Annotated in this window: 10 protein-coding genes; 3 read left to right on the top strand and 7 right to left on the bottom strand. The window is 66.9% G+C overall.

Annotated elements, in window-relative coordinates:
- Window positions 1–123: 123 nt before the first annotated feature.
- Together E4J89_RS09215 and E4J89_RS09210 are read right to left on the bottom strand one after the other, a co-directional pair.
- Entirely contained in the window at window positions 124–597 is a 474-nt protein-coding gene (locus E4J89_RS09215; protein WP_136785824.1) for a metalloregulator ArsR/SmtB family transcription factor, read from the bottom strand.
- Between the two features lie 121 nt (window positions 598–718).
- Entirely contained in the window at window positions 719–1,921 is a 1,203-nt protein-coding gene (locus E4J89_RS09210; protein ID WP_136785823.1) for an acetoin utilization protein AcuC, read from the bottom strand.
- Window positions 1,922–2,043: 122 nt separating this feature from the next.
- Between E4J89_RS09210 and E4J89_RS09205 the strand changes: the two genes are divergently transcribed.
- Both E4J89_RS09205 and E4J89_RS09200 read left to right on the top strand, forming a co-directional pair.
- A complete protein-coding gene (locus E4J89_RS09205; protein ID WP_136785822.1) occupies window positions 2,044–3,456 on the top strand; it encodes a potassium transporter TrkG in 1,413 nt (470 codons plus the stop codon).
- A 40-nt stretch (window positions 3,457–3,496) separates the two neighbouring features.
- Window positions 3,497–4,135, top strand: coding sequence for a TrkA family potassium uptake protein (locus tag E4J89_RS09200; protein ID WP_127512900.1), 639 nt, complete (start codon window positions 3,497–3,499; stop codon window positions 4,133–4,135).
- A 113-nt stretch (window positions 4,136–4,248) separates the two neighbouring features.
- Here E4J89_RS09200 and proC read toward each other — a convergent pair whose 3' ends face one another.
- The 5 genes from proC to E4J89_RS09175 form a co-directional block, all read right to left on the bottom strand.
- Window positions 4,249–5,109: a pyrroline-5-carboxylate reductase gene (proC, locus tag E4J89_RS09195; protein WP_136785821.1), complete on the bottom strand. Its 861-nt coding sequence runs from the start codon at window positions 5,107–5,109 to the stop codon at window positions 4,249–4,251.
- 398 nt (window positions 5,110–5,507) lie between these two features.
- Complete coding sequence (locus E4J89_RS09190; RefSeq protein ID WP_136785820.1) at window positions 5,508–6,539, bottom strand: Ppx/GppA family phosphatase; 1,032 nt, start codon at window positions 6,537–6,539, stop codon at window positions 5,508–5,510.
- Window positions 6,540–6,624: 85 nt separating this feature from the next.
- Complete coding sequence (gene topA, locus E4J89_RS09185) at window positions 6,625–9,333, bottom strand: type I DNA topoisomerase (protein ID WP_136785819.1); 2,709 nt, start codon at window positions 9,331–9,333, stop codon at window positions 6,625–6,627.
- A gap of 177 nt (window positions 9,334–9,510) precedes the next feature.
- Entirely contained in the window at window positions 9,511–10,164 is a 654-nt protein-coding gene (locus E4J89_RS09180) for a metalloregulator ArsR/SmtB family transcription factor (protein ID WP_136785818.1), read from the bottom strand.
- Between the two features lie 82 nt (window positions 10,165–10,246).
- Complete coding sequence (locus E4J89_RS09175; RefSeq protein ID WP_240691814.1) at window positions 10,247–11,851, bottom strand: methyltransferase; 1,605 nt, start codon at window positions 11,849–11,851, stop codon at window positions 10,247–10,249.
- Between the two features lie 75 nt (window positions 11,852–11,926).
- Between E4J89_RS09175 and E4J89_RS09170 the strand changes: the two genes are divergently transcribed.
- Entirely contained in the window at window positions 11,927–13,696 is a 1,770-nt protein-coding gene (locus E4J89_RS09170) for a bifunctional diguanylate cyclase/phosphodiesterase (RefSeq protein ID WP_136785817.1), read from the top strand.
- Window positions 13,697–13,704 lie beyond the last annotated feature (8 nt).

The following is a 13,704-nucleotide window of genomic DNA, read 5'->3' as shown; positions in this document are numbered from 1 at the left end:
GAATGTGTGAGTCATCACCGCCCGGCCTCCGCTGCCGGCCAGCCCCGGCGGGCGTTCAGCCGCGGCGCCGGCCCGGCAGCTCGTCGCGCTCACCCGCGGCGCCGGCGCGGCAGTTTGTCGCGCTTACCCGCGGCGGCGACGCGGCAGTTTGGGCAGATGTGCAAAGAGGTCGGCAGCCTTGGTGGTTGCCTTGTTCGCAGCCTGCCCCAGCGACCGGCTGAGGTTGGCCGGCACCGGAACCTCCAGGCTGCGCCCGGAGACCGCATGTCCCGGCTCTTGGGGAGCAACGACGGCGGCCGCCACCACCGGTGCCACCGGCTCGGCCGCGGGCAGCACTTCGACACCGAAGCCGACAATCCATTCGGCCACATCCTGCAGCGGCCCGGTCCGCAGCGAGTAGTACCGCTTCTGCCCCTGGGCGCGCATGGACACCAAGCCTGCCTCGCGCAGCACCTTCAGGTGCTTGGAGACGGTCGGCTGGCTGACTTCGAGTTCTTCGACCAGCTCGCCGACCGCCTTATCCCCGTCGCGAAGCGAACCGAGTATGTCCCGGCGCGTACCTTCGGCAATCACTGCAAAGACGTCATCGATGGCCATTCCATTACCCTAATCGCATATATGCTCGCCGGGCACCCCCGGCGGCCATTCGGAAACCGCAGGCAGCGAAATCGTTACACCATGGCTGCCGGAACACCACCCGGGGACGGGAGCGGACGGCTCAGTCGAACCACGGATCCAGGCCGTGGTACGGGAAGATTTCCTTGCGGGTAGCCATCACGGTGCGGTCCACGCTGTCGTTCGGGTCATAACCGACTTCCCAGGAACGCCACCAGAGGTCGGCGTCGTCGCCCATGTACAGCGGAGCCTGCTGACCGTACCGGACCTCCACGTACTCGTGCCAGGACTGCGGCACCTCGCTGTGCAACGGGATGGGCCGGCCGGAAACAATGGCCAGCATGTGGGTCCAGGACCGAGGGACCACGTTGAAGACGTCGTAGCCGCCGCCGCCGGTGGCGATCCACCGGTCGCCCGCGACCTCGCGGGCAAGATCGGCCATGTCCAGCATCATCTGCCGTTGCGCGTCAATGCTCAGGCGCAGGCTGCTCAGCATGTCGCGGGCGTGGTTGTCGCAGCCATGCTGGCTGACGATTACTTCGGGCGCAAAGGCCCTGACCAGTTGCGGGACCACCGCGTGGAAGGCGCGCAGGAAGGCTGCATCACCGCTCCGGGGCGGAAGGGCTACGTTGACCGAACTGCCCAGCGCCTCCGGGCCACCGCTTTCGTTGGCGAAACCCGTTCCGGGAAACAGGTGGGTGCCGGTCTCATGCAGGGAGATGGTCAGCACCCGCGGGTCGTCGTAGAAAATCGACTGCACGCCATCGCCGTGGTGGGCATCAACGTCCACATAGGCAACACGTTGCACGCCGCCGTCCAGCAAGCGTTGGATGGCCAGCGCGCAGTCGTTGTAGATGCAGAAGCCGCTCGCCTTGCCTCGCGCCGCGTGGTGCATGCCGCCGGCAAAATTGACCGCATGCAGCGCCGACCCGTCCAGAATGGCGGACGCCGACTGGAGCGAGGCGCCAGCAATCCGGGCGCTGGCGGCATGCATACCGGCGAACACCGGATCGTCTTCGGTGCCGAGTCCGCGCGCTTCATCCACCGCCGTCGGGTCGTCGCTGACCGCCTTCACCGCTGCGACGTAGGCCGGATCGTGGACCGTTTCCAACTCGGCGTCCCCGGCACTCTCCGCCGCGGCCAAAGTGACATTCGGCCGGTGGAAGATGGCGTACTCGTCGGCCAACCGCGCGGTCAGCTCCAACCGGATCGGGGACATGGGGTGGTGAGCGCCGAAATTGTAGGCCAAGAGGGAGTCGCTCCACACCGCCAAAGTGGGAACCGGGGGAACTGGGGTAGCTGACATCACAGACAGGCTACGCGAAACCGCTCTCCGGCACGCATTCGTCCGGCGCCCGCACGGGTAATTGATGATTTACTACTGCAAGGAACAAATCAGCGATTCGGAGCCGGACAGAAGCGATCGGGATGACCAGACAGCAGCCGTCGTGGCTGGCCGAGCAGGACCACGGACGATTCTGGCTCTTGCGCACGCTCCGCGACTTCGTGGACAGCGTCGCCAACAGCTCGCCTGCGCGGCTGGCCCTGATCGTCTACGTGGCGGTGATCCTGGTGTTCACCGGGCTGCTGTCCCTGCCCGCGGCCGCCCGGGACGGGCAAATCACCCCGCTGTATGACGCTTTCTTCACCGCGGTCTCCGCGGTCTGCGTCACGGGGCTGACCGTGGTTTCCACGGCCATCCATTGGACGTTCCTGGGCCAAGCCGTCATCCTGCTGGCCATTTTCATCGGCGGCTTGGGCACGCTGACGCTGGCCTCGTTGTTGGCGCTCATGGTGAGCAAGCGACTGGGTGTCCGTGGCAAGCTGATTGCCCAATCGGCCATGAGCAACGCCGGGCGCCTCGGCGAAGTCGGCACCCTGCTGCGGATCGTGATCACCACCTCGGTCATTATCGAAGTGATCCTGGCGCTGGTGCTTTTCCCCCGCTTCCTGATGCTTGGCGAATCCTTTCCCCAGGCCGTCTGGCACGGCATCTTCTACTCCATTTCGTCCTTCAACAATGCCGGTTTCACCCCGCACACCGACGGGCTGGTTCCCTACGAAACCGACGAGTGGATCCTGATTCCGCTGATGGTCGGAGGCTTCTTGGGCAGCCTCGGCTTCCCGGTGGTGATGGTGTTGCTGGAGCGCGGCTGGCGGTTCAGCAAATGGAACCTGCACACCAAGCTCACCGTCGAGGTGTCGGTGATCCTGCTGGTGGTCGGCGCCCTCGTATGGGGGGCCATGGAGTGGAACAATCCGGAGACGATCGGCGGGATGACCGGTTGGGACAAGACCCTTCACGCCGCCTTCGCCTCCGTCATGACCCGCTCGCTCGGCTTCAATCTGGTGGACATGAACAACCTGGAGCCCACCACCATGCTGTTCACCGACGCCCTGATGTTCGCCGGGGGCGGTTCCGCATCGACGGCCGGCGGCATCAAGGTCACGACCATCGCCATCGTGTTCCTGGCCATCGTCGCCGAAGCCCGCGGCGACCGCGACGTGAAGATCCACGGCCGGGCCATTCCGGAGGGCGCCATGCGGGTGGCCATCTCGGTGATCGTCATGGGCGCCACCTTTGTGGCCGTCGCGTCCGGGATACTCTTGGCCCTCACCGGCGCGACCCTGGACCGGGTGCTGTTCGAAGTCATCTCCGCGTTCGCCACCTGCGGCTTGAGCACAGGCCTCAGCGCCGAGCTGCCCCCCGAGGGCAAATACGTGCTGTGCGCGCTGATGTTCGCGGGCCGTGTCGGGACCATCACCCTTGCCGCCGCGTTGGCGCTGCGCGAACGGCGCCAGTTGTTCCACTACCCAGAAGAGAGGCCGATCATTGGCTGACAAGTCCGCATCAAACAAACGCCCCGCCCACAATGCGCCCGTGTTGGTCGTCGGCTTGGGCCGGTTTGGCGCCTCCACCGCTGAACAGCTGGTCCGGCAGGGCCGCGAGGTACTGGCGATCGAACGGGATCCGGCGCTGGTGCAGAAGTGGTCGGGCCAACTGACCCATGTGGTGGAGGCGGACGCCACCAACATCGACGCACTGCGCCAGCTGGGTGCCCAAGAGTTTAGCGCGGCAGTTGTCGGGGTCGGCACGTCGATCGAGTCCTCGGTGCTGATCACCGTTAATCTGGTGGATCTGGGCATCGAACACCTTTGGGTCAAGGCCATCACGCCCTCGCACGGCAAGATCCTCTCCCGCATCGGCGCCAACCACGTGATCTACCCCGAGGCAGACGCCGGCCGGCGCGCCGCCCACCTGGTGGGCGGCCGCATGCTGGACTTCATCGAGTTCGACGATGGATTCGCCATTGTGAAGATGTACCCGCCGAAGGAAACGCAGGGCTTCACCCTGGGCGAGTCACAGGTGCGCTCCAAGTACGGCGTCACCGTGGTGGGGGTGAAATCCCCCGGCGAAGACTTCACCTACGCACGTCCGGAAACCAAGGTGTCCAGCCGGGACATGCTGATTGTCTCCGGCCACGTAGACCTGCTGGAACGCTTCGCCGCGCGGCCCTGACGCGCCCCTGAAGCAGCCCTGATCCGGGCTTGGCCCTGACGCGGCACTGACTCATCCCCGAGCCGGGCGCGCAATCCGGTTGCGCCGCTGCTGCCGCCCGCTGGACGAGCAGCTCAGGCGAGCTCGCGGGACAGTTCGGCCGCCCGTTCCGCGGCGGCCGCTGCGCCGCGCGCAATGATTTTCGGCAGCCCGGCCTCATCGAAAGCGGCGATGGCCCGCTCCGTGGTGCCATTGGGGCTGGTGACATTGCGGCGCAGCACCGCCGGGTCAGCGTCCTGCTCGGAAAGCATGATGCCGGCCCCGGCCACCGTTTCGCGGGCCAGCGTCATGGACAGCTTTGGGTCCAGCCCCAGCTCCACCCCGGCAGCAGCCATCGCTTCGGCCAGATAGAACGCGTAGGCGGGACCCGAACCGCTGACCGCGGACACCGCGTCCAACTGGTCCTCCGGGACGACGACGACGGTGCCGGCTCCGGCGAACACCTCACGGGCGGCGTTCAACTGGGAATCGGTCACCTGGCTGCCCGCCGAGATACCGACGGCCCCGCGGCGGACCTTAAGCGGCGTATTGGGCATGCTGCGCACCAGCGGCTGGCCTTCCGGCAGCGCCGCTTCCATCGTATCGATGGTGACCGCCGCCGCCACAGAGACCACCACCGTCGTCGGATCCAGCGCCGGGGCGATGCTGCGGCACATGTCGGCAATGCCCACCGGTTTGACCCCCAGCACCGCAACGTCGGCGCCCTGCACGGCGGCAGCGTTGGCACCGGCGTCGTCATTCTCGGCCAGCACCGTCAGACCCGGGTAGCGCCGACGCAGCTCCTCGGCACGCTCGCTGCGGCGCACCGTTGCCGTCACATTGCCCGCTGGTGTTCCGGCGGACAGCAGGCCCACAAGGATGGCCTCGCTCATGGAGCCACAGCCCAGGAAGACGGTGCGGCGGGTGGGTGACGTTCCAGTGGCTTCAGCAGTCATGTCTGCCATTGAATCACGCGGGCCTGCCCGGGCGCGCAGCGCGCTGGACCCCGACGGCGGGTAGCGGGACGGCAGCAAAAACAACTCACAGCTGCTTTTCAGGTTCTTAAGGGGGTTATCCCAACTTCGCCCTCTAGTGTCTATATCACCTCATCAAGGTGCGAGTGATGATGGACCGGATCTGCTGGTCCGGTCCGGGTGCCGGCGAACAGCGGTTGACTCCCCCAACCGACCGCAATGTTCGCCGGCACCGCCTTTTAAGCTCCGTAATGTCGAGCGCTGAGCTCCAGCACGAGCAGCAATATCCTCAACCCGTCGCCCTCTTTCGACCCGTGAAGTTCGACCGATGAACGCAGAGCCGTCCGACGTCAACGCGCGTCCACCAACTGCGGAGCCAGTCAATTGCCGCGCTGCGAGCTTCCCACTATTTCGACGGCGGGGGCCGGCTCCACCGCCTTCTGCACCAGCATGGTGCCCACCGGGCTAACCGGCGCATCGCTGTCGTAAAGCAGGTGGTCGAAGCGTTTGAGGATCAGGCCTTCGCGCAGCGCCCACGGGCAGATCTGCAGCGTCTCGATCCGGAACATTTCCATCGCTGCTTCGGCAACCATCGCGCCCGCCAGCACCTGCGGCGCCCGCACCACCGAAACCCCCGGCAGATTCACGCGGTCGTTGACCGGCATGGCCGCCAGCCGTCGGGCCCACAGGGACAAGTCGGTCCGGTGCAATTCGCGCCGCACGTAGGGGCCGGCCGCCGAGGGAGCGGCTCCGGCAATCCGGGCCAGCGAGCGGAACGTCTTGGACGTTCCCACCACCATGTCCGGCCGGCCCAAGGCGGCGAACTCCGCCACGGCGGGAGCCAGGGTGTCACGGATGTAGCCGTGCAGTTCCTTGATGCTTTTCACGGTCGGCGGGTCCTCGGGCAGCCATTGCCTGGTCAGCCGGCCGGCGCCCAGCGGCACCGAGACAGCCAGGTCCGGCTGTTCGTCATGCCCCATCGCCATTTCGAATGAGCCGCCGCCGATGTCCAGATCCAGGACGGTGCCCGATCCCCAGCCGTACCAGCGACGGACTGCCACTAGGGTCATGCCGGCCTCTTCCGGGCCGGTCAGCTCCTGCAGCGTGACGTTGGCCTCCGCCTTGACCCGGTCCAGCACGGCCCGGCCGTTGCCGGCCTCGCGGATGGCGGATGTACAGAAGGCCAGCATGTCTTCGGCGCGGTGCTGCCCGGCGAAGCGCCAGGCCTCGCGCACGAAACCGATGAGTTCCTGCTGGCCTTCCTCCGTGATGTTGCCATCGGCGTCCAGGTAGGCCACCAGCGACAACGGCCGCTTGTGCGACGCGAACGGCACCGGACGGGCACCGGGGTGGGCATCCACCAACAGCAAATGCACAGTGTTGGAACCGATGTCGAGGACGCCCAAACGCATTCTCATATTATGCAGCGCCGCCGCCCCGGCACCGCAACCGGACCCGGCCCCGGCAGCAACTGCCCAGGCTGCCGGAGCGGGTGAGCTACTTCTTGGCCGTGGCCTTGCGCCGGGCTGGTTTCTTGGCAGGGCCCTTGGCGCGTTTCTCCGCCAGCAGTTCAACGGCCCGCTCGCGTGTCAGGTCCTCGAGGCTGGTGGAACGCGGCACCGTGATGTTTGTGACGCCGTCGGTAATGTACGGGCCGAAGCGGCCGTCCTTGACCACGATGTTCTTCTCCGACACCGGGTCCACGCCGAACTCGGCCAGTGGTGCGGCGGCGGTACGGCCACCACGGGTCTTCGGCTGCGAGTAGATCTCCAGCGCCTGCTCCAGCGTGATCGTGAAGATCTCCTCTTCCGATCCGATCGACCGCGAATCCGTCCCCTTCTTCAGGTACGGGCCGAAGCGGCCGTTCTGCACGGTGATCTCGGCGCCTTCTGCGTCGGTACCGAGCACACGCGGCAGGCTCAGCAGCTTCAGCGCGTCCTCGAGGGTCACCGTGTCCACACTCATCGACTTGAACAGCGACCCGGTGCGCGGCTTGACCTTTGCGGGCTTCTTCGGCGGCTTCGGCTTGCCGTTCTTGTAGTACTCCACCGGCTGCGCGGCCAGTTCCTCCGCCGTCGGCTCGTGGATGACTTCGGTGACGTAGGCGCCGTACCGGCCTTCCTTGGCCACAATGGTCCGGCCCGTCTCCGGATCCGTGCCGAGCTCGCGCTCGCCCGGACCTTGGGTTTCCATCAGTTCGACGGCTTTCTCCGCCGTCAGCTCGTCCGGGGCCAGATCGTCGGGGACGTTGGCGCGCTGCGGCTCCTCCCCTTCGGCGTTGCCGTTGCGTTCCAGGTAGGGGCCGAATTTGCCCACGCGCAGGGTGATGCCGTCTGCAATTTCGATGGAGTTGATCTGGCGGGGGTCGATCTCACCCAGATCATTGACCACGGTGTTCAGGCCGGTTTCCTTGCGGTCCCCGTAGTAGAAGCCGGAGAGCCATTCGGTCCGGCTGGCCTCGCCGCGGGCAATGCGGTCCAGATCCTCTTCCAGCTCGGCGGTGAAGTCGTAATCCACGTAGTCGCTGAAGTGTTCCTCCAGCAGCCGGACCACGGAGAACGCAATCCAGCTCGGCACCAGCGCGGAACCGCGGGTACGGACATAGCCGCGGTCCATGATGGTGGAAATAGTCGCGGCGTAGGTGGACGGGCGCCCGATACCGCGGTCTTCCAGCGTCTTAATCAGCGACGCTTCGGTGTAGCGCGGCGGCGCCGAGGTCTCGTGTCCGACGGCGTCGACCGACTGGGCTTCCAAGGCATCGCCCTTGGCGAGGTTCGGCAAGCGGCCGCCAGTGGCGTCGTCGTCCTCCTCCCGACCGGCGTCCTTGCCCTCCTCATAGGCGGCCAGGAACCCGGGGAAGGTGATCACGGTGCCGGAGGCGGTGAATTCCGCGTCCCGGCCGTCACCGGCGATGGCGCCCAACCGCACCGTCGAGGTCGAGCCCTTGGCATCGGTCATCTGCGAAGCCACGGTACGCTTCCAGACCAGCTCATACAGCCGGTACTCGTCGTTGGACAGCTGGCTGCGGACCTGGCCGGGCGTGCGGAACGAATCGCCGGCGGGCCGGATGGCTTCGTGGGCTTCCTGGGCGTTCTTGTCCTTGCCCTGGTAGATCCGGCGGGAATCCGGGACGTACTCGGGCCCGTACAGCTCCGAGGCCTGGCGGCGGGCGGCGTTGACAGCCTGGTCGCTCAGCGCCGGCGAGTCGGTACGCATATACGTGATGTAGCCGTTTTCGTACAGCTTCTGCGCCACCTGCATGGTGGAGCGGGCGGAGAACCGGAGCTTGCGCGCCGCTTCCTGCTGCAGGGTGGAGGTGGTGAACGGAGCGGCCGGGCGACGGGTGTAGGGCTTGTTCTCCACGGCCCGGACGGAGAACTCGGCGCTGCGCAGCGAGTCCGCCAAGGCGGTGGCGGCGGCCTCGTCCAGATGGACGGCTGAGCGGGCCTTCAGCCGGCCCAGATCGTCGAAATCCTTGCCGACGGCAACCCGGCCGCCATCGACGGACACCAGCTTGGCCTTGAACGCCGAGCCCTTGGACGCGTCCTCGGGCTGCACCGTAGCGAGCAGGTCCCAGTAGGAAGCCGCGCGGAAAGCCATCCGCTCTCGTTCGCGCTCCACCACCAGTCGCGTGGCCACCGACTGCACGCGGCCCGCGGACAGGCCTGCCTTGACCTTGCGCCAGAGCACCGGTGAGAGCTCATAGCCGAACAACCGGTCCACGATCCGGCGGGTTTCCTGCGCGTCCACCAGGTCGGTGTCGACGTCGCGGACCTCGGTCAGGGCACGCTGCAGTGCTTCGCGGGTGATTTCGCTGAAGGTCATGCGGTGCACCGGCACCTTGGGCTGGAGCACTTGGAGCAGGTGCCACGCGATGGCCTCGCCTTCGCGGTCACCGTCAGTTGCCAGATAAAGTTCGTCGGCGTCCTTGAGCATCGATTTAAGCTCGGACACCTTCTTCTTCTTGTCCGGCGACACTACGTAATAGGGCTCGAAATTGTGCTCGATGTCCACCGCGAACTTGCCGACCGACGTCTTTTTCAGCTCAGCAGGCAGGTCCGAGGGCTGCGGCAGATCACGAATGTGACCCATGGATGCTGTGACCTCAAAGCCCTCGCCGAGGTATCCGGCAATGGTTTTGCCCTTGGCGGGAGACTCGACGATGACGAGTTTCTTGCCGGTTTTTTCGCGGGCCTTGGCTGGCACTGTGCTCCTACGTAGAGAAAGATGTTGATGCGCTTGTAAGTACGTCCCCCAACCCGGCGGGGCGGAGGACCGTCAGCACTAGGTTAGCCGCAACAGTACCGCGAACCAGAACACACGAACTGCAGCGGCGGCTGGCTCCGGGATGGTCTGGAGGCTGGCGGCCGCCAGGACGCGGGCCTAGTCGATGTCGATGTCGCCGGGCAGGAAGGAGAAGACGTAGTACAGTTTCTCCGCTCCTTCTCCCCTGTTCTCCGGGTTGGTGGTCGGGCTGAATTCCAGCAGGATCTCGCCGATCCGCCGGCCCAGGTCCTTGCGCTGTTCCTCGGTGAGATAGAACCGTCCGGTGCTGAGCGCCGCCAGGTGTCCTTCCTGCCGCCAGGTGTCCGGATCCGGCGCTTGCTTGTCACGTTTGACATATTTGGACAGACGTTCACGTAGGTCGTTCAGTTCCACATCGACCACGCCCAAGGTGGCGGCGCGGCTGTCCGCGACGCTGGTCACGTCCAGGCGCCCTGCAGCCGCCTGCCAGTGCCGCTCCCGTCCGTCACCTTGGTTGGCGCACCGTTTGACGAATCCCCACTTCTCCAAAGCCCGCAGGTGGTAGCTCATCGCGCTGGGCGTCAGCCCGTGCCGTTGGGCCAGCTCCGTGGCGGTGGCAGGCTGCTGTGTATCGAAGAGCTCCTCGATGACCTTCAACCGCACGTTGTGGGCCAGTGCCCGGATAGCCCGGGCATCGGAAATGTTGACCCTGTCCCCGGCTGCCGGCTCCCGCTGGGGGTCCGCTGCAGCAGCGGACGACCGGCCGGTCGTCGTGGTTGCACCCTTAGTCATGATCAGTAAGTGTAATGCCGCTCACCGCCGCTGGCGCCGGTGTTCCTCATTCCCACAGGCTGCAATCAGGAAACGATCAGACTTACTGGCCGGTAGGCACCAGAAACCCGTCCACCACCAGGTTCCGCACCTCATCGGACAGCTGCCGGGCAAAGTCGGGCTCGGTCCGGCCCAGCAGCGAGGCCAGGGCGCCGATGATCTGGTCCACGTCCAGTTCGCCGTCACTGGCTGACACGAACCCGGCCAGTTCGGTGCTCATCAGGTTGGTCCGGCGCAGCCCCGCGCCCTGGCGCAACAGGATCACGCCGGGATGCTCCGCGCCGGGCCGCTGGTGCCGCTCCTCGGTCACGTCCCCGGCCACTTCCAGATGCTGGCGGCCGAAGTCCGCGGCGTGGGCGGCCAGCCAGTCGGATCGCTCCACAGCTGCTGCCAGATGCGGCCCAATGGGTTGTTCGATCGGGTAGGTGATTTCTTCGAACCGGCGCAGCGCGGCCTCCGGTGTCTCCCCCGGTCCCGCCGCGGGCCGGCGCAGCCACACCATGCCGAAGCCCACGGCTTCCACCGCCCGGGAGTCAAAGTCGTCCAGGTAGGCGGCGTAGGCCGACGCGAACAACGCGGGGTCGCGGTTCTCCGCCGCGTCACGCAGCCAGGTTTCCGCATATTGCGCCGGACTGAGCTGTTCGCGCTGGATCACCCAAGCGTCGGTGTCCGGGGACAGCCACTGCTCCAGCCTGGCGTGCCATGTGGCGGAGCCGGCCGGGATTTCCCAGTTGCCCAGCATCTGTGCCACCCCGCCGTCGGCCAGTACGGACGGCAGCGTGCGGAACAGGGAACCCACAATGTCGTCTCCGGGCAGTCCGCCGTCACGGTAGGTGAACTGCTCCTCCGCGCGTTCCGCCGGCCGCCGCGGCGTGATCACGAACGGCGGGTTGGACACCACCAGGTCAAAGCGCTCCCCCGCCACGGGCTCCAACAGGCTGCCCAGCCGCAGGCTGACGCGCGCCGCCAGACGCTCCGGATCCAACCCGAGGGCACCGGCATTCAGCACCAGGTTGAACCGGGTGAACGCCAGCGCCCGCTCCGAGATATCGGTCGCCGTGACGTGCCGGCAGTGGCCCAGCAGGTGGAACACCTGGATGCCGCAGCCGGTGCCAAGATCCAGCGCCCGCTCCACATCGGTACGCGCCGTCAGCTGGGCCAAGGTCAGCGATGCCTGGCCGATGCCCAGCACATGGTCCCGCCGGAGGACGCCGGGCCGCTGGTGCGCGCCCAGATCACTGGCCACCCACAGTTCGGTGCTGCCAAAACCATACGGACGGAGGTCGACGGCGGCACGCAACGCGCCGTCGTCGTGCTCCAGCAGGCCCAGCACGCCCAGTCCGTCCAGCCCCGTCCGCGGGAACGCCGGTGCCAGCTGCTCCGGCTCGACGGTGTTGCCCAAGAGCCAGAAGCGCACGACGGCGGCCAACCGGCTGCGTGCCGGATCCTCCAGCGATCGGCTGGTGGCCAGCTCGGCCGGCACCAACTGGTCACGGTCAAAGGCCGCCCAGGCCTCGGCCCCGAGCAGTTCGGCCACCCCATCAACGCTGTAGTCCAGCTCGGTCAGGTCGGCGGCCAGGTCCGCCAGCAGCCGCGGGTTGTTGCTGGCCGGGGCACCGGGCACGTTTGAGAAATCTGCAAAGTCCACCCGCCAAGTCTAGTGAGCCGGCCGGTTTCCCTGTCGTTCACCCGGGCGCCGCTTGCGTGTGGTACTCACTGGGGCATGGATGCACGTACCTACGCGGCGGACCGGCCCCGCGCGGACCGGCCGCAAAGGGTCGGTGAACTGGGGCAGAAGGTTCCGGTGGTCGCCGCCGACACCTTGATCATGGAGGTTAACGGCTGGTTCCAGGCCGACCGCTCACTGCAAGCCGTGGCGGTGGAAGCCGACGGAGGACACTGGTTGCTGCTGCGCGAGCGGCTGGAGTCGGAACTCAGCGGGCGGCTGGGCTATGGCCGGGCGCTCAACAGCCGCACCCGCGTGGGCCAGCTCCGGCCCGAGCATTCCTTCGCGGTGGCCCCTGAGCTGTCCATGACGCAGGCCGCGCGGAGGATCCTGAGCCGGCCGCCGGGTGCCCGGTACGAGGACTTCCTGGTGGTCGGCCCCGACGGACCTCGGGTAGTGGCCGTTTCGCGGATTTTCGAAGAAGTGTCGGCGCTGTTCCAGCATGACGCGATGCACGACCCGCTGACCGGGCTGCCCAACCGGCGGCTGCTCGACGAGCGCGGCGCAGAACTGGTGGGCGACTGCGATCCTGGCCGCGTGGCGATCCTGTGCATCGACCTCGACCGGTTCAAGCATGTCAACGACACTTTCGGCCATCGGGCCGGCGACAGCATCCTGACTGGGTTCACCGGCCGGCTGCAGCGCACCGTGCGCGGCCGCGACATTGTGGCCCGGCTGGGCGGCGACGAGTTCGCCGTACTGCTGGTCGACGTGGATGCCGAACAGGCCCGGAGCATCGCCGACCGGATTCTGGCCGAGGCGGTTAAACCTTTCCCTTTTGACGACCATGAGCTGCATATTTCGGCTTCCATCGGTTTGGCGCTGGCATCCGACGTGGTCGAGGAAGAACAACTGAGCCAACTGGATGTGCTGCTGCGGCAGGCGGACGGCGCCATGTTGGCGGCCAAACAGGCGGGGAAAGGCCGGGTGGTATGGCTCAGCGCCCGCGGCGAAACGGCGCCGGTTGCCCGGCAGGCCCAGCTGCGCCGCCGGCTCCAGTTGGCGGTGGCGGCGGGCGGTTTCCGGCTGCACTACCAGCCGCTGCTGAATCTGGGCACCGGCGGCGGCATGGCGGTGGAGGCCCTGCTGCGCTGGCACGACGATGTTCTTGGGCCGGTGCCGCCCTCGGAATTCATCCCGGTGGCCGAAAGCGTCAACCTGATCCAGCAGATCGGCCGGTGGGTTTTCAACGAGGCCTGCGCCCAGGCCGGCGCCTGGCTGGCGGCCGGCAGCCCGCGGACGGTCTCCATCAACGTCTCGCCGATCCAGCTGGCCGCGAACAAGGTGGTCGGCGAACTGCTGGCCGCCATGGCAGCGCACCGCGTCCCGGCGGAACTGATCCGGGTGGAGATCACCGAGAGTTCCGCGATCGCGGACTTCCCCCGGGCGATCAAACAGCTGGCCCAGCTTCGCGAGGCCGGCATCGGCGTCGATCTGGACGATTTCGGCACCGGGTACTCCTCGGTGGGGATGCTGCGCGACCTGCCGCTGAACACGGTCAAGATCGACAAGTCCTTTATTGACAACATCGACAGCTCCGAGCGCGAAGCCGCCTTCGTGGGCGGCCTGATCAACATCGCCCATGCGTGGGGTCTCAAAGTGACCGCCGAGGGCGTTGAACGGCCGGAGCAGCTGGAGGTGCTGCGGGAGCTGGGCTGCGACACCGCGCAGGGCTACTACATCTCCCGCCCCGCCAGTGCCTCCGACCTGCCGGGCGCCCAAACCCTGGCAGCACTCCAGCGGCCGCAGCCTGCGGTGGTCCTGTGATCCCGGCG

This window comes from Arthrobacter sp. CAU 1506, assembly GCF_005047635.1.
Taxonomy (GTDB): Bacteria; Actinomycetota; Actinomycetes; order Actinomycetales; family Micrococcaceae; genus Crystallibacter.
This window is presented reverse-complemented; position numbering and strand designations above follow the sequence as displayed.